The following is a 21,815-nucleotide window of genomic DNA, read 5'->3' as shown; positions in this document are numbered from 1 at the left end:
TTATTCGCGCTGTTCGCGCAGCAACAGCGGCACTTTCTGATGCGCCTGCCCTGTGGCTATAACGCCCAGGTCAAAGCGTTTCTACACTCTGGCCAAGTTGAAGACACACAGCTTTTCGTGGCCAACCATCCTGAAGCACGTCTGTTCTGCTCCGAGGCTGGCGTTGATCCTGCCAGCCAGATCGAGCTGAGACTGATCCGGGTCGAGTTGGCCAACGGCGAAAGCGAAGTATTGCTGACCTCGCTGCTGGATCGAGAAGCCTTTCCCGCTGAGGTGTTTGCCGAGCTTTACCACCGCCGCTGGGGCATCGAAACCGATTTCCGTCGCCTCAAACAAACCCTGACGCTGGACAACTTCAGCGGCCGCAGCGTGACCGCTGTAAAGCAGGACTTTCATGCCGCTCAACTGTTGAAGAACCTGGCGCTGTTGATGCAGCACCTGCTACAGCCGGTCATCGAACAGCGCCACAAAGGTCGCAAGCTGCGATGGAAAGTCAACTTCACCCAAGGCGTGTCACGGCTCAAAAATACCCTGGTCGAGCTGCTGGTGCGGCACTGTGCTCAGGGGCTGAGCAATGTGCTGGCCTTGATGGCTAAAAGCCTCAGTGCCGTACGCTCAGGCCGTAGCTTTGCGCGCCAACGCAAACGCGCAGCCAGCCGAGGTTGTGAGGGCTACAAACCGACGCGCTGAAGAAACACCACCGCCCAACCTCCGTGCAAAAAAGCTGGCCACAAGCGGTCGGCATAGGCTCGTCCGGAGAACGAGAAATCTCGCCTAGACAGCCGGAACAGACGATGATCACATCACCGCCAGCCCAGCTAGACCGCCTGATTGAGCGGCAGAGGCCTGGTCATCGCCCGACGGCCATGGCGGCTGGCTGCTTCGGGGGGCTTGCCTTGGGCAGGGCTGCAGCTTAGGTTGATGACATTGTGTTCGCTACAGGCACTGAACGACAACGCAGATGGTATGGTCTGTGCGTTCTGACTCGTCAAGGATCGGCCAATGGATCGTTTGTCTAATTTGCTCTCGCGGTTCGGCGTGCGGGCCAATCTGTTCTATGACGGCGACCTATGCGGCTCTGCATCTTACGATGGCGCCGAGCGGCGAGGTTATATCCATCTGCTTCAGGCCGGCAGCGTGACGTTGCTTGGTCCCGATCGCAAGGATTTGCAGCTCACTCGCCCTAGCTTGATTTTTATGCCACGCCCCGCCAAGCATCAATTGTTTGCGGGTGAGTCCGATGGCGCAAAGTTGTTGTGTGCTTCCATGGAGTTTGAGGGCGGAATTGATAATCCTTTGTCGGCTTCATTACCGGACTGTTTGGTGCTCGCACTCGATGATCTGCCCATGCTGGCAGACACGTTGGAGTGGATGTTTGCCGAGGCGGCAAATGTGCATTGTGGAAGGGAAGCCGCGCTTGAGCGCTTATTTGAGCTCCTAATCATTCTGTTGCTCCGTTACCTGCTCGATCATCACCAGTTGCGCACCGGAATGATGGCTGGACTGGCCGACATGCGGCTTGCCCGATCGCTTTTACAGATGCACAACTCCCCGGAACATGCCTGGTCAATAGCAGAGCTGGCCAGTGAGTCAAATATGTCACGCGCTGCGTATGCCGTGCATTTCAAGAGTGTCATCGGACAGACGCCTGCTGATTATTTGTTGAGTTGGCGAGTTAGCCTGGCTCAGAAGCTGATGCGAGAAGGGCGCTCGATTACGCTGATTGCAGCTCAAGTCGGCTACGAAAGTCCTTCGGCGCTGTCTCGCGCATTTAGACGCAAGACGGGGTTGAGCCCTCGTGACTGGTTGAAAGATCTGGCGGGGGAAAATGATGGCAAAAAGGCCTAAGGCATTACTGCCTTAAGCCATTGAAAAAATTATGCATTAATTTTACGTTTTTCCAGTTCAACCAGCGAATGGCCTGCCACAAATATCGAAACAGCAAGCAACCCTAAGTCTTTAAGCAGAAACTGACCTGGCGCAACGGAAATCGCCGGAAACCCTAAACTAGGCTCAATGACGCCCGGAGTGGAAAACATAAAGCTAAGGGTTGTGAAGAACAGGCCTGCAGACAGAGCGCCTCCTACCACGGATAGTTTGGGCGACAGCATGCGGCCTGCGATCAGAGTGCCGATCGAAATCTCTAGTATGCCGAGCAGGCTGGAGAACATGTCGACCGAAAAAATGCTATACACCCATCCCAAAAGCGGGCTGTTGCTCACCAGTGGAACCAGGCCCTCGGCCTCGTAGTGGGTAAATTTCATGCCGCCGAACCAGAAGTAAATAATAGCGAGAGCCAAGTACGCGCCATAGATACCTAGCCCCATAGTTTTGGTTCCAAGCGTTAAGTGGGCCTGTACGCTGGACTTCGAGTTTTCAATGCCTATGGTTTTCATGTCTGAGCTTCCAGTAGTGAGTGAGAGTGTGTTGGCTGCCGAACGCCGTATGCGTTGGCGATGAGATGATTATGGCTGGCATCTCTAATCAAGAGGCATCAGAAAGTATTGATTTCAGTGCAGATCGTCTTGGGCGGTGCAATTCGCGATGAAGGGATCGCCGTGGAGAGCGATGAGTGCACTATTTCGATAAAGGAGTCGTTTTACATAGGTCGATGAAGCGCGTTGCGGCATCGCCTACTGTCATTTCTCAAATCTGACTATGGGGCTTGGGGCGAAGGGCGGCACTGACTAGGCTTAGAACAGCTACCAACTAGCCGCGCGGCCGCGATGCACAAAGAATGGTAACTGAGCCGTGAGTGCGGTGGGCGCCCGCATTTATTTCCAAACCGGGGTTGTACGCCGGAATCCCAGAAATTTCCGTCAGCCCAGCTCCAGTCCCGCCACGAGCGCATCCAGGTCGATGAACTTGCCGTCAGTCTGGAAGGTGTAATGCCCGTTCAGCAGGATGTGCCGCCAGGCCGCTGGCGACATCTGCGTGATCAACGCCAGCGCCTTGGCATTGCCAGCTGCCTCGTACTTCGTCAGCAGCAGGGACAGGATCGCCGAGTTGTAGAAGATGATCGCGTTGCCGATCAGCCTGGCGCACTGGTTGCTGATCTCGATTTCGATGTCGGTGCGGCCGGTCAATTCCTTCTTCCCACCGACTTGGGCGATGGTCGAGCGTAGCTGGTGATAGGACTCAATGCGGTTCTGCGAGCGGTGAACATTACGCTCCAGTTGCGGGTCGCGCAGGTAGCGCAGTGTGTAGATACTGCGGATGAGCTTGTCGAACTCGAAGATTGCGCGCCGCGTCGGGTTCGGCGCCGTATAGGTGCACAGCTTGCGGATCAGCGTGCCCTGCGTCATTTCCTTCAGGCCCAGTGTGGCGACGATTCGGTCGATGTTCGCCTTCTCACCGACGATGAGTTGCCGGTCGATCTGGCCAGCCGGCCGGATCAGGCATTTCTCGTACAATGCCAGATCATCGGCGCAATACAGCTCCTGCAACTGGTCGTCGAGGTCGGTGAAGCGCGGCTCGAAACGAAGTCCGAACCAGTGCAGGATGGCGAAGTTGGCCTTGTTGATGCTGTGCATGTCGCCGGTGATCGCGCTCGGCACGATGTCCGACGTGTTGCGGTACCAGATGTCGAACACGTGGTGAGCCTCGTACTCGTGTGCGCCTATCAGGTAGCCGTTCAACGGCACGTGATTGCACAGCAGCGTGTAGGCGACGACGCCCTTGCCGCGGCCGAAATATTTGCGCGAGTAGCGCGCCTTCACAGTTGGTCGCTCGACGCCGAATTTCTGCCCATCAACGGCACCGTACAACGAATCGAGGTCGAACGAGTAATGCGGGAAGATCGGCAGTGCGGCGATGGCGTTGCTGATGCAATCGTTGGCCACATGTAGCGTCGCCTGGCGCAGGTACTGCTGGTAGGTACTCTCCAGGACGTGGTACGGGATGTCGCTGGTACGTGCCATAACCTGGTTGCCGTGGTTCATGGCTTGGGCAATGATCACCGCCATCAGACTGTCGGCGTCGGCTACCTTCTTCGCATAGCGTGGCTGCAATGGTGTCAGCGCCGACAGGAACTGGCACTGGCCGTTGACGAAGCGAAACACGTCGGCGACATCGCAGTATGGCAGTTGCTCGTAGAGAGCTTGCTCGCGCGCCTTCTGGTTCTCCCCCTTGGGCTTGCGCCAGGTCAGTCTCTGCGTGTCCTTGTCGTATTCCAGGTGCGTCAGCTTGCCCTGTTTCAGCTCGCGATTGAACGCCACCCATTGCGCACGCAACTCGGCCGCCAGTGCATCGAGCTGGGCACTGACCGGCTGCCGCAGGAAGGGGATGTCCATCTGCGCGAGCACGGCGGCTTTCTCGTCCATCGAAACCAACTCGTCGGACAAATGCCGGTGCTGCAAGCTGTCGTCAATGTAGAGCTCGCCCGCCTGGAAGCGTTTCCTGACCTGACGGTAAAGCCAGAATTCGTAACGATCGGCATGCAGGCCTGTCGGCGTGCCTTCGGCATCGAACATCAGCAGGTACGGACGCAAGCGTTTCGGCAGCGTTGCCGCCGGACATTCGTCGAGTGGCCGTTGTGATAGGCGCTGCTGCTTGGCGAACACGCTCTTGGCCCAAGTCAGCGCCGCGAGCCATGGGTTATCGGGGGCCGTGCCGGCGAAGTCGAGCGCGACGTACAGCGGCCGTAGATGGCGTCGAATGCGTTCGGCCAGGCCGTCCACCGCCTGCCAGTGCAGCGCCAGTTTGTTCAGTGGCTTGACGCTCATGCGCTGCGCCGTGTTTTGCAGCAATTCCCTGGACATGATTTTGTAGGCGCGTTGGCGCACCTCGCCGAACGGCGTCGGATCGGCCACGCTGTCGTCCACGTACAGCGACAGCAGGCGGCCAACCTGCGGCGTTTCCTGATGGCGTCGCAGCTGTTCGGCGACAAAGGACTGTTTCGCACCCGTGCGGCTCTCGTCCTCAAGTTTTTTCATGTGGAAGGCCATCGCGTCGACCAGGTTGTCGGTGAGCTGCCGGTAACGTACCCAGGCATAGCACAGCAGGTAGAGCCGGGTCTGCTCCGCCTTCAGGTGGCGCAGGTCATGGACGGTATAGAAGTTCGCCAAGCTCGCGTAGTACAGCAGGTTCTGCTGCGAGATGCCGAGCTTGGGCAGCAGCGCCTTGGCGATCCCGTGCAAGGACTTCAGCGTGGCGCGCTTCTCGCGCTCCCCTGCCATCTGACGCCAGCCGAAATCTTTAGCGTCCTGCTTGAGCGCTGCCAGTTGAGACAGGGTGTCGTCACGCACCAGGAGCTGGCCCAGCGCAGCTTTGGCCGATTCGTCCAACACTTCTGCCAGCAAGCCGCCCAAGCGCCTGCGTTCGGTGGACAGGGCTTCACTGACCAGCTCTTGTAAGGTGGTGTGGCCGGGCCGGATGATTTTGTGCTCGCTGAGCCAAACGATCAGTTCGGCGGCCACGAATCCTGGCATTACGTCGCGCCGCACGATCTGTTCAGCCTGCTGTGCCAGTTGCGGCAGGAAGCTAGCCGCCCACGACCGGTAGCCGAACAGTTCGGCGATCTGACCCCTCTGGCTGTAGTGCTCATGCTTGGTGATCGCCTTGCGTTCGAACGCTTCGCCGTGGAAATAGCGACTCAGCACGAAGGCGCAATCGTCCTCGACCTCATGCCAATCGAAGCGGAAGAAAGCATGCTTGGCCTTGAAGTAGCCGATCTGCAAGACGCAATAGACTTGGGCCTGCAGGCTAGGCCGGCTGCTGGCGAACGCCAGTTCAGATTCGGTCAACGCCAGGTATTCCAGCCGCTGAGCATCGTCGAAGTCCGGTAGGCCGTACAAGGCTTCCTGCTCTGCGTCAGAAAAGACGGTGAGTAGCTTATTCTTGTTGCTCATCGACCGTCCTTCCCGCACCACGCCAACCTGCTCGCGTCAATGTTTCGATCAACGTAGTGCGCTTGACATTGAAGTTGCGGCACACCGCCGCCTTAGACATACCGCCATCGAGCGCGGCGACGATGGCGTCCAGCTTCTCACCAGTGATCGCCTGCGGCCGGCCGCCGATCCGGCCGCGTTTGCGTGCGGCGGCCAAGCCCGCGACGACGCGCTCCTGAATCAAGGCGCGCTCGTACTGCGCGAGCGCACCGAACACCTGGAACAGGAATTCGCCCGAGGGCGTCGTAGTGTCCAGGTTCTCTGTCAGCGAGCGGAACGCCACCCGCTTGTCCTTGAGCGAAGTCACAATGGCGAGCAGGTGCGACAGCGAGCGACCGAGCCGGTCGAGTTTCCACACCACCAGCACATCGCCGGCTCGAACGAACTCAAGCGCCCGCGCCAAGCCGGCACGGTCATCCTTCGCGCCAGAGGCACGATCCTCAAACAGGTGACGCGGATCGACGCCGGCGGCGAGCAGCGCGTCGCGCTGCAAGTCCGTGCTCTGGCGGTCGGAGTCCGACGACACGCGCATGTAGCCAACCAACATAGGCGGATAACCATCAAAAACAGGTTTCCGCATAATAGTGAATAGCGATAGAGTTTTCCGTACATTTTTGAGGGGGTGTTGCACAGGTAGCACAGCGGCGGCTGACAGCCTGTCGCAAAACAAATGTTTTACGACACCTCCTTGAGGTTGCCGCGTTTACATCATTACCTGAACAGGTATAAAATTCCGTCATGACAAACAAAGAAAAACCGCTCGAATGGATCGCGAGCAGCCACAAGGATTTGATGGCGTTGCCGTCCGACGTGCGTCGCCGTTTCGGTTACGCGCTCTCGTTGGCGCAGATAGGCGATCAGGATGACGCAGCAAAGGTGCTCAAGGGGTTCGGTGGTACCGGCGTGCTGGAGGTCGTCGAAGACGATGCCGGCGGCACCTATCGAGCGGTATACACGGTCAAGTTTGCGGAAGCGGTGTTCGTCCTGCACTGCTTCCAGAAGAAGAGCAAGAGCGGAATCGCCACGCCAAAGGCCGACATGGACATCATCCGCGCTCGGCTGAAGGTGGCCGAGGTATTGGCACAGGAGCTACGAAATGCAAAAACGAATCATTGAAGGCGTCGAGGTTCAGCGCAGCTCGGGCAACGTCTTTGCCGACCTTGGACTGCCTGACGCTGAAAAGCTCAAGATCAAGACCGGCCTGGTGGTCGAGATCAGGAGGGCCATGCGCGCCCTTGGGCTGACTCAACAAGCGGCGGCCAAACGCATGGGCATCCCGCAACCGAAGGTGTCGGGCATGATGCGCGGCGACTTCACCAATCTATCCGAACGCAAGCTGATGGATTGTCTGAATCGCCTCGGCTACGACATCGAAATCAAGGTACGGCCAGCAGCCGAGCCGATCGGGCATCTAACGCTCGCAACCGCTTAATCGGAGCTCTCCTGATGGCAGCCCGCATCACCGACGACGAATGGGACGAACTGACTCCCGAGAATTTCGATACCACGGCACTGCTGCGTGCAGTCGATGCCGTGGACGTGCTGCGCGGCGATTTGAATGACAGCGCAGACGGCGCACCTCCGCAACTGCGCACCGACCTGTTGAAGCTGCATCAACTGGCAATGGCCGCGTTCAACGAGGGATCACGCAGCCGAGTGGCTGAGCTATTTGATCTCGCCGTGGATCTTCAGGATCAGGTTGATCATCTGATGACCTCGCTGGAACAAGTGCAAGAAACCCTGTCCCGGTTGACGGCGCTCTACCCAGAAAGCCTGTCCTGAATGTTCTTGGAGACAACCACATCATGAGCCGCAGCCGCCGCAAAACGCCCATCGTTGGGCACACGACCTGCCGTAGCGAGCGCGAGGACAAGAAACTCTGGCATCAGCGCTGGCGAACCCACGAGCGCACCGCGCTGGCCAGCGCGTCGCCGGAAGCTCTATGCGCCCATCTGCCTCTACTGGAAAACCAGGTCAGCAACGTCTGGTCGATGGGTAAGGATGGCCGCTCCTACTGGCCCATCAAGCGCCAGGCCGCCACGGCGGATCGCATTGCCAACCACAAGGGACGCAATCCGCAAGAGCGCGCCTCCCTGAAAAAGCGTCTGCTGCGCAAGTGGATGAGCAAATGAACCTGTCCACCATCGAGGCGCTGGCTATCGCTTGGGCGCGAATCGCTGAAGAAGCAGAACTCCCAGCCGGCTACGAGGGCACGGCGACGCCAGAGGCGCATCGGGCCTGCGAGGTGATCCAGGAGCGGATTCGAGAGCACGTCGTCGCCACCAATGACATGCGGCTGTTCGGCCTGCTGCACCTGCTTGGGCAGGCGTCGCTGCGCATGGAGCAAGCGCTGTGGCCGGAAGAATATGCGCGGATGACCCGCGAGGTCGAGGAAGCTCTCCGAGAGGCCGACGACCCCAACGCCAAGTCGTACACCCACGAAGAAGTCATGCAGGCGATGCAGGAACGCATCGACCGAGCGCGAGACAAAGCCATGTTGATCGGCTGACGGAAATTTCGGCGGTTCCGGCTGATCCAAGAATCTTGGCGTGACCTTACCTCCGCTCTACCGCTGGGTGCCAGCCTCGGCGCACGCCTAACCACCCAACTCAGAAAGGAAAATAAGTTGGTAAAACGCATTCCCGTATCCGAGCTTCGTCTCGGCATGTACATCCACAAGCTCGCCGGCTCTTGGGTTCGACACCCATTCTGGCGCGGCAGCTTCCTGCTGACCGAGCCTCAGGATCTCTCTGCCATTCGAGAATGTGGCGTCGGGGAGGTCTGGGTCGACTTGGCCAAAAGCCAAGTCGACCCAGAGAGCCCAGAGAGCCCAGAGAGCCCAGAGAGCCCAGAGAGCCCAGAGAGCCCAGAGAGCCCAGAGCCCAGAGCCCAGAGCCCAGAGCCCAGAGCCCAGAGCCCAGAGCCCAGAGCCCAGAGCCCAGAGAATTGTCGGAGGAGCAATCTCTGCCGTCTAGTCCACTAAGCAAGAAAAGTGACGGCGCAACCTCAATGGAGAGCGAAATGTGTTATGCACGGAAACTCTGTCTTGCGGCCAAGTCCCAAGTCATGGACATGTTCCAGGAAGCCCGGCTTGGCAAGGCCGTCGACCCAAGCACGACGTTGCCGCTGGTCGGAGAAATCGCTGCCTCGGTGCTGCGCCAACCTCATGCCCTCATCAGCGTCGCACGCATCAAAACGCACGACGATTACACCTACCTGCACTCGGTTGCCGTCTGCGCCCTGATGCTATCGCTGGCCCGGCATCTCGATCTAGACGAGGAGCAAACGCGCCTGGCTGGCATCGGCGGACTGATGCACGACCTAGGCAAGGCCGCGATGCCGCTGGAAGTGCTTAACAAACCAGGCAAGCTCACCGATGCCGAGTTCGCCATCATGAAGCGCCACCCTGTGGAGGGCGCAAAGATGCTGCGCGCAGGCGGGGCCGAGCCCGGGGTGGTGGACATTGCCCTGCACCATCACGAGAAGATCGACGGAACCGGCTACCCGGATCGCTTGGCCGGTGACGCCATTTCACTCCTGGCCCGCATGGGCGCAATCTGCGACGTCTATGATGCCGTGACGTCGGAGCGAGCCTACAAAAAGCCGTGGGACCCGTCCGCGGCGATGCGGCAGATGGCCAAGTGGGAGGGCCATTTCGACAAACGCATCTTCCACGCCTTCGTCAAGGCCGTGGGCATCTACCCCGTCGGCTCCTTGGTTCGCCTGTCCTCTCAGCGTCTGGCCGTTGTCGTTGAGCCGGGAATGGAATCACTGCTGACTCCCAAGGTTCGCGTGTTCTTCTCGCTACGCTCGAGAGAGCCGATCCCGATGCAGACCATCGACCTGGCGGCCACGAGTTGCAAGGACAGTATCACTGGCCCCGAAGACCCGACGCTCTGGAACTTCAAGAACCTCGACGACTTGTGGATGGAATAGCCCCCACAAAACGACGGCCCCGTGAGGGAGCCGTTGAACATCGTCGAGCGATGCCCGTCCAGGGAGGGATGGCCGAGCTCGATTCTCCAGAAGGTAGCTGGTGACACGAGTGTTGAGCCCACCCAACTAGGGTGACGGAAATTTCTGGGGTTCCGGCTTACATCCCCTTTTACGGCAATGAGGGTGTTCCTGGAGGTCTACGAGCAAGGGGTTCGCTATGAAGTCCCGAATATAACGTCGCTGCCAAAATATACCGAAGCGGATCTGAGATACCCAGAAGTCGAAGTCCCGTTCTGTGATGATCAGTACCTGGGAATGTTCAACGGCTTACGCAGTATTTCCCATGCGGCTGCAGATGCAGAGCTCCTGACCAGAACACGCAATGGCATGTTGGTCATGGACGTGGTGACCAGCAGTGGGTTTGAGATCGATCGCGAGGGCGCAGAGCTATTCGTGAACCTTGAATTGGACAACGCCCTGTCTCGAGTTACCTTTGACCAGTCTCCGACCGCTGGGCTGCACTACCTGCTGGGGTTGGGAACAATCGCAATCTTCAAGGGTGATCATTCCGACTGGGACCGGATGATGCGCATGTCCAATCAGATCTTCAGAAGCGATCTGCAGCCCATCTTGCACGATCGGGCTAGGCTGATCAGGAAACTTGGCGGTCATACCCTTGGCCAGCTTGAATTATTGCCAGTTCCATAGGCGCAGTAGGGTTAACCAGCTACGAAGAATGGAAGAATGCCCGTTTCAACTTCAGGGCTTGTTCCAACTGGTTGATAGTCAGAGCACTCTCCTCATTTTGTAGATGCGATAATAGGGGCTCCCTACTGACCTGGCACCGCGTCTGAGGATTGGACTTGTGGTGTACCTGGGCGACTTCCTTCAACACTCTATGAGTCGGGTAAATGCCAAAGCGGCCTCACCAGAAACGCTATCAGTTGTCAGCTCTGGGCTCTGCGATATGGTCTTGGTTGCTACCTTTATCGAGGCGAGGTTGGACGTGCCTACGACAGCCTCGATGTAGAACTGTTTCACACCGTGCCGGGCCAGCCCGTTGCGAAGTTCTTCTAATCCCTGCACAACAATTTCAGTTGCCCATCCTCTCCCGCGATAAACTTCTGGAACGGCATATCCGATTTGAAAACATGCAATGCCGTCTATGGGATCAACACTCACAAACATTGACATCGCCTTGACTCGGCCATGCTCGACCCGGGCATAGGTGTACCTAACACGACCATTTTTTTTATCAGCCACAACCCGCACAGACTGGTAGTTTTCAGCAGGGTGGGTAGGCATACCTTTACGAACCTCCACCTGCAGGCTCACGAGTGCCGCGAGCGGGTCAGTCATTGACATTTGATTATCCCGTTAATGGTTCAGTTGGTAACCGTGACTGATTTCTGTTGGTTAGCGGACTTAACCGTTACTGGGCACCCTCGTCCGACAGTCGACTACTGGCCTGCACCATGGTTTCAATCAGTTGGCAACTGATGACCCCGCCCTCTTGCCTGGTGATCAGACCGGCATCTACCAGGGCTTGCAGATAGCCCTGTCCCTGATGGAACTCAAGCCTAACCTGATCTCTGGATTGGGCTGTTCGAAGCTGTTTCAGACGCTCCTCACAGCTTCGTTGTATTTGTTCATTGGGGTACTTGGCCTGTACGTCGAAAGCGGTAGGCTTGTCGGTCATTGTGTCTCTCCTATTATTTTCCGTGGCTTGTGGAGCGTGTGGTGGACGAGGAGACTCTCCGCTTCGCGCAAAAGCAACGTTCAAAGCCTTGGAACATGATTCGTACATTGCTCGCCAAAGTTCAATACACGAGTTGTGCAAAGGCTGAATATTTGAGGAATTACGGCTTAGGTCCACGGTCGCTTGGTTTAGGCGCACGCGCCACTAACCTATGATCATCATCTTGCCGAGTTGGCCACCAGCTACCAGCAGGTTGCGCTGGCCGAGCTGCCGGCTTTGATGGCTTAGCAGGCGCTGACGGCTTGAATGGCTTAGCAGGCACAGCCACTGCGGGTTTTGGCCCATTGCCCGAGTGCAATTTGAGCTTAGGGAGACTGACAGGTTGCTGTTTATTCGATACAGACATCGCTAAGGCGGCATCTACAGTAGCCTTACCAGGTGTTGGGGCGAATGCTTTCGGGTCCATGCTAAATCTCTCAGCTAGAGCGAACGCCATTCTATGGCTGATCGGTAATCTGCCGTTGAGCACCTTTGATACAGCTGCCTTATCGCCAATTTCCGGTAGATCTGAACCTGTGAGCTGCAGTGTTTCCATCAAATCTTTAAGCAGCTGCACCGGCGTGGTTTTGGCTGTGAAAGATTCGTTGAAGGCCTTGAACTGCTCACCGTCTTGCTCGTAAGCGAGAATAGCGTCCTCGAGCTCGACCAGAATCTTTTCCTCATACTTGTTGAGGTCATGCCCGTCGGTCAGCTCATCAAGCAAGACCGAGGCGCGTGCGTAGTCCGCGGCGTCATTAATGCCATTGACGAACTGGCCGCTCAGCTGCTCGAGAAGCATTTGGAGATCTTCGAGCGCGGCGCGCACGGTCTGCGAATTCTCTAGAACAGTGATCATGGTTTGATTCCTCGTTTGTTGCTGGCATACCACTCTGTAGCCGTGTCGTAGTCAGCATGGGTGTAAATGTGCTTCACATAAAGCTTTTGCCTGGCGTAGTTAACGCCTGCAATCAGCCTCAAATTGTTCCCACCAATATCAATTACTACCCAACAGTCATCAGCGCGGTATTTGAAGAGATCGATAGTGTGACCGAATATTTTTTCCAGATCCGTGTAGCTCTTTGGCTCTGCCTCCGTCAGCAATCTGTAACATCGTTGAAGCCCGCTCCGATCGTTCGGGTAGCGATTCGCGGCATCTTGAAACCGCTGCTTGAGCAATACGTCCATGGGCTTTCCTAACATTTAGGATCAAGAATACTCCAGTTGTGTATTTTGACAACTGATATTTCGATCCGCCTTCAGCGAAGTGCCACTTTTTTTGTACATGGGTGGTGCCGATGCTCAGGCTTCTGGTCGACACTGATAAATCACAGAAAATCACACAGCCACGGCCATCCGATCTGCTGGGTACTGCCGCATGAATTCCATGCTCTCGCAGGCTGGAGCTTTCAACCAGTCGCTGTATAGCCCCCGGGGCAGTATGACGACCATACGTTTTTCATCCTGGGGTTTGTGGTAGTTGCGCATGAATGGGTGATCGTCCGCGTTGATGGTCAACATGGTGTAGCTGTGCAAGATCTCCCCGGTGCCGGGATCGCGCCATTGCTCCCATAGACCCGCGATGCCCATCAACTCGCCATCTGTCCGCGCAATCCGCGTGGCTATTGCCTTTCCTGATCGCCAGTCAGGCTCATAGATGGCTGCTGCGGGAATAATGCAGTGCTGGGCCAGACGCCAGGCACTGCGAAAAGACGGTTTTTCCGCGACGGTTTCAGACCTGGCGTTGTAAGTACGCCGCGCAATTTTGGTGTCCTTGCTCCAGGACGGTATCAATCCAAATGAACCGGACAGCGCCTCTACCGGCATCTGCACCGCTCCATCGTGATCAACCTGTTCCGCGCGGCGGACGAAAGGCCCGATGTAGCCTGGCCATAGGTCCAACTTGCCCTGCTCATAGGGATCGATGCCGAATGTGTGGGCGAGCAGCCGCGGCGTCGGCGCTTCATAATGACTGCACATGTAAAAACTCCCTCAGATTATTTACGCCTCAATTGGCGTTCACCGTCCATAACTGGTCAAGCCTCGTGGTGTAGCTCTGGCTCATCAACTCACGCCGCATCGCCCAGGCCGGCGCTGCCGGCACTGCTGCGGCGCGCAGCGTACCCCGCCCCCACCGGTTATTGATCTCATCGAGGACATTCATCACCTTATCCGCCGCGGCTGGTTGCGTATGCGCAAAGAGATCATCTGTGAATTCACCAGGTTGACGCAGATCCATGAGCAAAACTTCGGCCTTGCTGTATCGAAACCCGGGGCGGAACAGGCGTTCTACTGCCTGTGTCGCTGCCTTGGTGATCAGGCGCACGTCATTGGTGGGATAGGGAAGCTCCACAAGAACGCCGTTGGCGTAACGCGCTTCGTCCGGGTTGAACATGCCGGTTCGAATACTCACGCGGATCTTTTTGCACAGAGAATGCTGAGCTCGCAGCTTCTCCGAAGCCCGTTGCACGTAGGTGGCCACCGCTTCCTTAATCGGCTCGATCGTCTCCAATCGCACACCAAACATTCTGCTGCAACAGATCTCCTGTTTGGACGGAGCTGCGTCTTCCAGCGCCAGACAAGAAGTGCCGGCAAGCTCGCGTATGGTTTTCTCAAGGACGACGCTGAATTTACGGCCGAGCAGGACCGGGTCCGCCGTGGCCAAGTCCATTGCTGTGCGAATGCCCAAGGCCTGCATGTGTGCCGACATGCGTCGACCAATGCCCCACACCTCTTCAACGGCGGTGTTACGCAATACCCAGTCGCGTTTGAAAGGATCGCACAGGTCCACCACCCCGCCAGTCTGCGATTGCAGCCGTTTTGCGGTGTGATTGGCCAGTTTGGCCAGTGTTTTAGTATGGGCAATGCCCACACCCACCGGGATACCGGTGTGTTTTAGGACTTTGGCACGGATCTTTCGGCCGAATTCGGTGAGGTCGCCGGGCATGCCGGTCAACGTACAAAATATTTCATCGATACTATAAATTTCTGAGTCGCAAACCATTGATTCTATTATGGTCATGACTCTTTCGGACAACTGACCGTACAACGCGTAATTGCTGCTGAAAGCCACGATTCCGTGCCGGCGCAAGGTGTCCTTGATCTGGAAATAGGGTGCGCCCATTTTGACGAAGGGCTTGGCATCGTAGCTACGGGCAATAACACAGCCATCATTATTGCTCAGCACGACAATCGGCGTGCTGGCCAGATCCGGCCGAAAAACACGCTCACAACTGGCGTAGAAGCTGTTGCAGTCAGCCAGCGCAAAAATCGGCAAGGCTGGATCGACGGCAGTATTAACGCTCATGATCGCGAACGCTGTAGTTAACCACACCCCATATCACCAGTTCGTCGCCCTCCATCACATATCTAGGCGGAAATTTGGGGTTTTCGGCCATCAACACCACTTGGCCATCTCGCTTGTGCAGACGTTTGCACACGCACTCGGTGTTGAGCGCCGCAATGACGATATCGCCATGTCGCGCCGTTTTACTTCGATCAACGATCACCAGATCACCGCTGAAAATGCCCGCGCCTTGCATGCTGTCGCCCAGGATCTTGGCTAGGTACACATGCGGTGCCCTGATATCAAACAGCTCGTCCAGAGATATCAGCTTTTCAAGATGGTCCGCTGCCGGCGACGGAAAGCCAGCAGATACCTGACACGAATACAGCGGTAGCGATTTACCACCGCTCGCAATGGGACCAAGAAGGGTCACGCTCATAAACCTGGCCTGAAGAAATAACTGTATGGATACACAGTTAACTGCGTACTCAACGCGCCGTCAATCTTCGCCGACCGGATGCACAATCGTTAGAGGTACCCCACCAGGACGCGCAGTGGGCTTTGAAGACCAGCCCGCCTTCAACCACTTTCCAGACGGGGGGATGCTTTCTTTGACTTTGGCTCAGGATAAATTCGGTCCAAGAGGCAGTTACAGTCAGAGCGCCCGCAAAGCTTCATCACAACGGGCTGCCAGCAGATCATGCAGTATTTCGGCGTCATTGGCCGCATCCACGCAATCGCGGAGCAGCGCTTTCTCCAAACAGCTTTTCAGCCAGTCACTGGTAGCAGGGTTGTTGAGAACTGCTTGAATTTTTTCGTCGATGGCCATGGTTCGAGTCCGATATCAAGTTTTGGGAGATTTTCTTCAGCGAGTAGCTGGCGCGGTACATGGCAGATCGCGACTCGGAAACTCGATATGCCGGTCTATGACTTCGAACACCGGCGAGATGAACTCTGCCGCAATTGCTTCGGACAGCGACTCCAATTCGAAGTCAGATACCTGCAGGCTCCCAGGCCAGATCTTGATATGTGCAGATTTACGAATGCCGACGCTTTGTCCTCGCTTGAACATCGCTTCATTCACGATGATCCCGAGCATCTCGGCCAACGCCACGCGACTCTTGAAAAGTCGAATGAGTGAGGAAAATTCGCAGTTGAGTATCACCCCGTCAACGATCACCTGGTTGGGCTTGATGTCGATGACGATGCGATTCGCTATCATTTTTTGCCACGACCGTTCCAGTAACCATGCCCCTCCCCCCGCGCCAAGGGTGATCGCGCCAGCAAAGAACCAAGTTCCGTAACCAATCGGTTCCCCGGTCCAGGGGGTGAGCGATGCTACCAAAGGCAGTGGCGCTATTGACATCGCTAGCAAAGCTTTTGAGATTTCGTTCATTTGAGGGCCATTTAATCGCGGGGTTTGAGCGATTATTTCATTCACCCTTCGAACGCAAGGCCGATTTCAGGACGGAAACCAGTCGGAAAACATCCACTCGAACTCTATTGCCGGCGGTGCGTTACGGGGAACACAACGGCTGTGCTTTCGCTGCCGAGAACGTACCTGCGAAGAGGGATCTGAAGGCTCGGCCTAGGCGGTTTGATGGTTTGATCCCACAATCGCTGGGCGTACACAACCAGCACGGCACTATCTACCGCTTTGAGCACAAATCCCTTCGGGACACGCTCTTCTGTGACCACTGGATCGTTGCTGGCACAAAGGTAGGCCACCATATTTGCACAGGTGTTCGCTAACCGCCCCGGGCTGAGCCAACTGACTGGTCCGAAACCTAGCCGTGAGGCGATATCGTCCGGAGTGACCTGGTGTCGAGCTAACGCTCGCTTTCCCGGGTTCTGGTAATCGCAGCTTCGCCGGGGATTTTACGTTCGGCGTGTTTGTGTGCTGCCTAATCAGACATCACACCTTGAAGCGTTGGGATTTCGGTAGGAGATGAGACGGTGGCCACCTCCTACCAGGAACCACCAGCATGGAACTCAACCGCCTCCCCGCTTGGCTTCAGGCTTACCGCGATGGCCATCGTCAAGGCAACGCCCAAGCGCTAGCAGCATATGCCGATTACTACTGTATGGACGGGTCAGCCGACATGGAGTTGGATATTGAGGAGCGGCTTGGCTACATCCCCCCGCCGATGGTCTCGTATGCAAGCCGAACCGGCACACGCCGCAACCTCGCAGCAATGCGCGGGGCGGGTTGGCGCTTACTCGTTTCTGCGGCCGGGGTTCTGCGCACTGAGGGGTTCGAGCATTACGCTTTGGACAACGGAGCGTGGAGCGCTTACCAGCAGGGCACGCAGTTCGATGAGCGTGCTTTCGGCCGTGCCGTGGATCTTCTTGGCGAAGACGCTGACTGGGTTGTCCTACCTGACATCGTGGCAGGTGGGATAGAGTCTCTGGATTTCAGCCTGCGCTGGCTGGATCGGCTGAAGGGATTTCCTCGAAGGTTGCTCATTGCTGTGCAGGATGGAATGGAGCCAGACGATGTGCGTGAGTTCCTGAGCCCATCCGTAGGGATATTTCTCGGAGGGAGCACCCCTTGGAAGCTGCAAACCATGGCTGCATGGGGTGTCCTTTCTCGTCGCCGCAACTGCTACTACCACGTTGGCCGGGTAAACAGCGCTCGACGGATCGGAATGTGCGCTGCCGCCAGTGCAAATTCCTTCGACGGGACCAGCGTGACACGCTTCGCCGACACGCTGCCTGCGCTCCATGCCGCACTATGCTATGCAGATTATCAGGGTGATCTTTTCTCTCTAGCCAAGGAGGACGTTGCGGCAACGCCATTCAATTGCTGTTGGCCGCTGCCTTCGAGACAGCACTGTTTTGATGGAGCCCACCATCATGAAGATGAGGTTATCTGAGCTTTCGCTGCCGTGGACATATCAGACGCCCAGTCCCGGAGATAACCAGGAACGATGAGCTTGTGACGAGCTCTCGATCCACCCGTGTAAAGGGCTGCAAAAGCCCTGCTCGCTGCAATTCGGTCGCCAGGCCCTACTTGACTGAGCAAGTCTGGAGCGAGCATCACTGCGTCGATTTCGGAATTGCGTGCGTCCATGACCCGGCCAAGCTGAAGCAGGGCTGTACCTGACACATCGAGGTTGAGTAACGATGCCTCGAACTCATATGAGCTATAGCCTTTGCTGAGCATCCGGTCGATGCGCTGAAAGCTACTATTTTTGCTGCCCATGTCCGCCCGGAGATCATCCCAGTGGGTGTATTTGAAGAGCGCGCTATGCTTTGGCCGTTCTTGATCATGGAACAGGCCTATGCAGTCGAGAATGAACCGGCGGAAGGTGTTGACTGCACCCGGTAGCAAACTGAAACGCGCGCCAGCGATGGCCAGGCGCTGAAACCACTCGAATAATCCCCACTCGGAATCTACGAGAATTGTCACAGCCCCAGTGGGAACCTCTGGCTTGTCGTAGTAAACAATCTTCGTCTCGATACCGTTGTTGCCCTCGATCGAGGCCAATTTCAGGATCGGGTGTTTGTCGATGAGGGGGTTTATGACTCCCTCGATTTGCCGGCCGGCGCGAATGGAGTGTGTGATCTCGTGCTTGCGGAGGGTGCTAGCACGCTGGTGGTAGCTCCCATCAAGGCGCTGGCATGCATCACCCAATGTAATCACGGGCTGAGTACAGCGGTCGAGAAATACCGAGAGTGGCCAGCTAAGGTCGTGCGCTTCGTCGACAATAATGTGGGTGAATTCTAGGCCTATCACTGCCTCATGAAGCAGGGTCATGTGCTTAATTCGGTGATACCCACGAAGCGGGAGCTGAAGGCGCGGATCGGTCGGCTCTATGGTCTGCTCCCACAATTTTTGCGCATACCCCACCAGCACCAATCGATCTACGGCATCAAGAGCAAGCCCCTTTGGGATGTGCTGCTCGGCTAACGCAAAATCAATGCTGTTGCAAAATGCGGCCACCATTCTTGCGCAGGCCGTGGCTACTTGAGCTGGGCTGAGCCTACTGATCCATCCGAAACCCAACCGTGACGCAATGTCTTCCGGGGTAACCTGGTGCCGAGCAGATGCCCGCTTACCTGGTCGGTAATAGCCGACACCTCGCTCGAGCACATAGTTGGCGAGATCTCCGAACGTCATTCCTCTCACGTTCGCGGCTCCGATTCGTTGCATCAATGCCTGGAGCTGGACCGCGGTGAAAGCCAGCACGAGTGGTCGGCTTGAGGAAAGCGAGTCCACTAAGCGTTCGATCATATGGGTCTTACCGGTACCAGCGAGGCCCTGGATATGAATGCTCTCATCGGGTTCGGCATGAATAATGCGGAATGTACGGCTCTGCTGATTCGACAGAGAAATTGTTTTTCCCGATGACGTCTCGAACGAATGCTTGAGCGGGTTGAGCTTCTGGGCGTGCGCAGCACGGAAATTGAAGTCCCAGATCCCACCGTTGAGGAATTGTTTTGCGTCCAACGTCTCCTCATCAAGGAAGCGAACACGCAGTCGAGGCATGAGCGCCAGCCCGCGCTCAAACAACTCTGGCTTAAATTTGCCTGCGATCAGATTAGAAAAAGTACCTGGTGGATGCGTGTGGCTCAGCTCTGTTCCAATCGAAATCAACTCGGCCAGGGCTTTCTCTACGAGCATTTCGCTTTTCGGTTTACCGTCCAGAGCCGGCAAATTCTGGAGGACTGCCACCGAAGCCACTTGGGGGACGTCCCACTGCCCCAACAGGACGCGAGCAGAAGTACTCGGATCAACCAAGGAATTGGCCTGGGAAGCCAGCAGCGGGATGTAAAGAACCGAATCGCTCACGCATTGTTCTCAATGGGATGCACGTCTACGAACGCCACCACCAGTAGCGCCAGTGGCAGGGCTTAGCTACCCAGTGTATGCCAGGTCGGCCAAACGTCACAGCATCTCACCGCCGGTACCAGTTGAGCTGGCAGCACCTAGCGGCCATGAGGATTTGGTTAGGCGGTCGCAGGTAGTCGAGATACCGACTAAAACTTTTCGCAGTCGGCGGGCCGAGTCTGTGCCATTAAGCAGCATTTGAGAGCGGCTGAGGTCGTTACTTTCTTCCCAGCCAATTCCTCTGGTATTTCCATCACCTGACTCATGATGGCCTCGCTTACCAAAGCATCGCCTTTCACTCAAGAGGAAATACCCATGGCAAAGCATGACGATGACAACCGCTCCAACCAACTGAATCCTACTAGCGACGCCTACTGGAGTTCCCGTGGCGAAGATGAGCGCCCGGTGGACTGGGAAGACCAAATAGCAGACTGATGTGCAACGGGAAGGGTCGACATCAACTCGACTCTTCCCGATCAGACCAGGGGCTGGCCTAGTAAATTTCGAGCCTTGCGGTACTCCTCTACATAGGAAAAAAAAACCGCCTCGATTAGCGACTCTGAGAAACGTCTCTTTTGCATTTCACCCAGCATATACCGACTGGTCTCAGCGAAATGAAAGCAGTAAACCAAGCCTGTGACCTCAGCCTGGGCCTCGCTTGCAGTTAGACCGCGTAAAACAGTCGCCTTGTGTGCGACCGCCGTGGCGAACGACAGCACGCTGTTGCGCTTGGGTCGCCCTTTCTCGCCAGAGAGCCAATCACGCAGCGTGTGTTGCCGGGAAGCAATCTCCGGGAATTCATTTTGATCGTAGTCGTGCTCGGCCCAGATCCGACCCAAGGAAGATGAAAGGGTATCGTCGGCTGGGCAACGGCACAGCACAGCGAAATATTTCAGGCAGAACTCAACTGCATTCGTCCAGCCTCCCGCTTTCTGCCTCACAGGAAGCAGATCCGCGAACAACATTTCGTTCTGTTTCCCCGCCCGAATCGTAAGCACCCATTGGGCCAAACTGCTGTCCACTATGTGCCAGGCGGCGAAGCGAAGCAGGAAACTAGCCAGGTCCGCTAGCCGATAATTGATGAAGTCAGAGCCCGCCACCACCTTGTCAGCATCGGACTCACAAGCCAGCAGTTGCAGCATACGCTCGGGGGAGCCTGGAGCACCCAACGTGTGCATCAGCGAGCTATTGGCCAGAGCTTCCAATCTGGCCCGGTTAGTAGGCATCGCTGGGAGAATTTTGCACATCAATTGCCATTCCGTTTCTAGCAAGCCCGCCCAGTAAGCGCTGCAAACTTCACTCTGGAAAGTGCGGTGAACAAGGACAATCCATTGGGCGTAAGGCTTCCAGAGGGCATCCTTCCGCAACGAGTCATGTAGCAGCCCATGGGAACTAGGGTTGGTCGCGAGTGTTTTAGTGAGTTTTAGGATCTGGCTTGGCCGCAACTGCATGGCAGCAGGCGGCTTGCTCATCCATTTGCTGAAGGTCTTCCAGGTCAACCAGCCAGGCTGATGATTTTGCTCATAGCATTGCTTGGGCAACTCAGGCATGCCGAGCACATCGAAGACGAATTCAAGTGGAGGGAAGAAGGTACAACCTTCGCGATAGGGTACTAGAGTCTCGCCCGGGCTGTTGATCAGGTCGAGAAGTTTCTCACTGGCTTGAGCATCCATGTTTTGCAAAGCTCCAGACGATTCGAATCCAATACATTATTGGCTGATACCAAATCGTAGAGTAGCGCAACTAGGGTGATCCGCGATGCGTATGGTTTGTCGGTAGAGCTTTCGCTTTGCCAATGTGGACGGCAGGCACCTACCAGTGTGCCGAGGGGAATATCTCTGTCTCGATTGCGAACGTCAAGTGTGATGCCGGATTTCGCCCTGCTGATTGAAATTTGAGCATCGCCGGGGGAGCGTTCCCCGTCAGCTGCGGCAGGGCTTTATCCACAGACTTACCCCCATTTTCAGGGGGTAAATATGATGGAGAAAGCACTGGGCAAGAAGACAGTATGAATCGCCCCTAGTTTCGTAGACACCTCCAAGCCTTAAAATGAGGCCCATTAGGAGGTGCCATGAGCAACCAGCGATATCCCGAAGAATTCAAAATCCAGGCGGTCAAACAAGTGACCGAAAAGAA

At 56.5% G+C, this 21,815-nt stretch carries 24 protein-coding genes and 1 pseudogene; 11 read left to right on the top strand and 14 right to left on the bottom strand.

Annotated elements, in window-relative coordinates; genetic code table 11:
• Nucleotides 1-690 (top strand): annotated as a pseudogene (locus HBO19_RS28155) (IS4-like element ISPa1635 family transposase); the annotation flags it as partial.
• Between the two features lie 312 nt (nt 691-1,002).
• Nucleotides 1,003-1,848, top strand: coding sequence for an AraC family transcriptional regulator (locus HBO19_RS28150; RefSeq protein ID WP_003464995.1), 846 nt, complete (start codon nt 1,003-1,005; stop codon nt 1,846-1,848).
• A 29-nt stretch (nt 1,849-1,877) separates the two neighbouring features.
• Here the strand turns inward: HBO19_RS28150 and HBO19_RS28145 are convergent, their stop codons facing one another.
• From HBO19_RS28145 to HBO19_RS28135, 3 genes are all read right to left on the bottom strand, one after another.
• On the bottom strand, nt 1,878-2,396 hold the full coding sequence (locus HBO19_RS28145) for a DUF417 family protein (RefSeq protein ID WP_003464991.1): 519 nt from the start codon (nt 2,394-2,396) through the stop codon (nt 1,878-1,880).
• 423 nt (nt 2,397-2,819) lie between these two features.
• The gene (locus tag HBO19_RS28140; RefSeq protein WP_010799689.1) at nt 2,820-5,849 is read right to left on the bottom strand and encodes a Tn3 family transposase; all 3,030 of its coding nucleotides are present in this window, start codon (nt 5,847-5,849) and stop codon (nt 2,820-2,822) included.
• Nucleotides 5,833-6,435 carry a recombinase family protein gene (locus HBO19_RS28135; RefSeq protein WP_010465829.1) on the bottom strand — a complete coding sequence of 201 codons (603 nt, stop codon included), beginning with the start codon at nt 6,433-6,435 and terminating at the stop codon, nt 5,833-5,835. Before HBO19_RS28135 ends, HBO19_RS28140 begins: the two co-directional genes overlap by 17 nt.
• 191 nt (nt 6,436-6,626) lie before the next feature.
• Here HBO19_RS28135 and HBO19_RS28130 point away from each other — a divergent pair, with 191 nt between their 5' ends.
• The 8 genes from HBO19_RS28130 to HBO19_RS28095 all read left to right on the top strand — a co-directional run bounded on the left by HBO19_RS28130 (nt 6,627) and on the right by HBO19_RS28095 (nt 10,532).
• The gene (locus HBO19_RS28130) at nt 6,627-7,004 is read left to right on the top strand and encodes a type II toxin-antitoxin system RelE/ParE family toxin (RefSeq protein ID WP_042933781.1); all 378 of its coding nucleotides are present in this window, start codon (nt 6,627-6,629) and stop codon (nt 7,002-7,004) included.
• Complete coding sequence (locus tag HBO19_RS28125; RefSeq protein WP_001172026.1) at nt 6,985-7,320, top strand: helix-turn-helix transcriptional regulator; 336 nt, start codon at nt 6,985-6,987, stop codon at nt 7,318-7,320. Before HBO19_RS28130 ends, HBO19_RS28125 begins: the two co-directional genes overlap by 20 nt.
• 14 nt (nt 7,321-7,334) lie before the next feature.
• On the top strand, nt 7,335-7,670 hold the full coding sequence (locus HBO19_RS28120) for a hypothetical protein (protein ID WP_000741275.1): 336 nt from the start codon (nt 7,335-7,337) through the stop codon (nt 7,668-7,670).
• Nucleotides 7,671-7,693: 23 nt separating this feature from the next.
• The gene (locus HBO19_RS28115) at nt 7,694-8,020 is read left to right on the top strand and encodes a hypothetical protein (protein WP_000091614.1); all 327 of its coding nucleotides are present in this window, start codon (nt 7,694-7,696) and stop codon (nt 8,018-8,020) included.
• Nucleotides 8,017-8,397 (top strand): hypothetical protein, encoded by a 381-nt coding sequence (locus HBO19_RS28110; protein WP_001054412.1) that lies wholly within the window; start codon nt 8,017-8,019, stop codon nt 8,395-8,397. The genes HBO19_RS28115 and HBO19_RS28110 overlap by 4 nt, the downstream gene beginning before the upstream one ends.
• Before the next feature lie 156 nt (nt 8,398-8,553).
• Complete coding sequence (locus HBO19_RS28105; protein WP_255260237.1) at nt 8,554-8,871, top strand: DUF3391 domain-containing protein; 318 nt, start codon at nt 8,554-8,556, stop codon at nt 8,869-8,871.
• 83 nt (nt 8,872-8,954) lie between these two features.
• Nucleotides 8,955-9,824, top strand: a complete 870-nt coding sequence (locus tag HBO19_RS28100) for an HD-GYP domain-containing protein (protein WP_223198360.1) — start codon at nt 8,955-8,957, stop codon at nt 9,822-9,824.
• Between the two features lie 183 nt (nt 9,825-10,007).
• Nucleotides 10,008-10,532 carry a hypothetical protein gene (locus tag HBO19_RS28095; protein ID WP_170058692.1) on the top strand — a complete coding sequence of 175 codons (525 nt, stop codon included), beginning with the start codon at nt 10,008-10,010 and terminating at the stop codon, nt 10,530-10,532.
• A 180-nt stretch (nt 10,533-10,712) separates the two neighbouring features.
• Here the strand turns inward: HBO19_RS28095 and HBO19_RS28090 are convergent, their stop codons facing one another.
• From HBO19_RS28090 to HBO19_RS28050, 9 genes are all read right to left on the bottom strand, one after another.
• Nucleotides 10,713-11,189 carry a GNAT family N-acetyltransferase gene (locus HBO19_RS28090; protein ID WP_076965111.1) on the bottom strand — a complete coding sequence of 159 codons (477 nt, stop codon included), beginning with the start codon at nt 11,187-11,189 and terminating at the stop codon, nt 10,713-10,715.
• 67 nt (nt 11,190-11,256) lie between these two features.
• Nucleotides 11,257-11,523: a hypothetical protein gene (locus HBO19_RS28085; RefSeq protein WP_076965110.1), complete on the bottom strand. Its 267-nt coding sequence runs from the start codon at nt 11,521-11,523 to the stop codon at nt 11,257-11,259.
• Between the two features lie 160 nt (nt 11,524-11,683).
• Nucleotides 11,684-12,418 (bottom strand): XRE family transcriptional regulator, encoded by a 735-nt coding sequence (locus HBO19_RS28635; protein WP_236466703.1) that lies wholly within the window; start codon nt 12,416-12,418, stop codon nt 11,684-11,686.
• Nucleotides 12,415-12,747 (bottom strand): type II toxin-antitoxin system HigB family toxin, encoded by a 333-nt coding sequence (locus HBO19_RS28075; RefSeq protein WP_038445807.1) that lies wholly within the window; start codon nt 12,745-12,747, stop codon nt 12,415-12,417. Before HBO19_RS28075 ends, HBO19_RS28635 begins: the two co-directional genes overlap by 4 nt.
• Nucleotides 12,748-12,897: 150 nt before the next feature.
• The gene (locus HBO19_RS28070) at nt 12,898-13,539 is read right to left on the bottom strand and encodes an SOS response-associated peptidase family protein (RefSeq protein ID WP_038445805.1); all 642 of its coding nucleotides are present in this window, start codon (nt 13,537-13,539) and stop codon (nt 12,898-12,900) included.
• 28 nt (nt 13,540-13,567) lie between these two features.
• Nucleotides 13,568-14,866: a translesion error-prone DNA polymerase V subunit UmuC gene (gene umuC, locus HBO19_RS28065; RefSeq protein ID WP_038445804.1), complete on the bottom strand. Its 1,299-nt coding sequence runs from the start codon at nt 14,864-14,866 to the stop codon at nt 13,568-13,570.
• On the bottom strand, nt 14,856-15,284 hold the full coding sequence (locus HBO19_RS28060; protein ID WP_038445802.1) for a S24 family peptidase: 429 nt from the start codon (nt 15,282-15,284) through the stop codon (nt 14,856-14,858). Before HBO19_RS28060 ends, umuC begins: the two co-directional genes overlap by 11 nt.
• A 216-nt stretch (nt 15,285-15,500) precedes the next feature.
• Entirely contained in the window at nt 15,501-15,674 is a 174-nt protein-coding gene (locus HBO19_RS28055; protein WP_162843699.1) for a hypothetical protein, read from the bottom strand.
• A 36-nt stretch (nt 15,675-15,710) separates the two neighbouring features.
• Nucleotides 15,711-16,241 carry a hypothetical protein gene (locus HBO19_RS28050; protein WP_076965109.1) on the bottom strand — a complete coding sequence of 177 codons (531 nt, stop codon included), beginning with the start codon at nt 16,239-16,241 and terminating at the stop codon, nt 15,711-15,713.
• Nucleotides 16,242-16,830: 589 nt separating this feature from the next.
• On the opposite strand from HBO19_RS28050, the gene HBO19_RS28045 reads away from it, so the two are divergent.
• Entirely contained in the window at nt 16,831-17,721 is an 891-nt protein-coding gene (locus HBO19_RS28045; protein ID WP_038445799.1) for a hypothetical protein, read from the top strand.
• Here HBO19_RS28045 and HBO19_RS28040 read toward each other — a convergent pair.
• On the bottom strand, nt 17,700-19,640 hold the full coding sequence (locus HBO19_RS28040) for an AAA family ATPase (RefSeq protein WP_038445798.1): 1,941 nt from the start codon (nt 19,638-19,640) through the stop codon (nt 17,700-17,702). The two genes, HBO19_RS28045 and HBO19_RS28040, sit on opposite strands and share 22 nt — an antisense overlap.
• 515 nt (nt 19,641-20,155) lie before the next feature.
• Nucleotides 20,156-21,352, bottom strand: coding sequence for a hypothetical protein (locus tag HBO19_RS28035; RefSeq protein ID WP_038445796.1), 1,197 nt, complete (start codon nt 21,350-21,352; stop codon nt 20,156-20,158).
• Between the last annotated feature and the right edge of the window lie 463 nt (nt 21,353-21,815).

The organism is Pseudomonas sp. WS 5021 (genome assembly GCF_012985535.1).
Lineage (GTDB): Bacteria > Pseudomonadota > Gammaproteobacteria > Pseudomonadales > Pseudomonadaceae > Aquipseudomonas.
The sequence above is the reverse complement of the archived record's forward strand: the minus strand, read 5'-3'. Positions and strand labels throughout refer to the sequence as shown.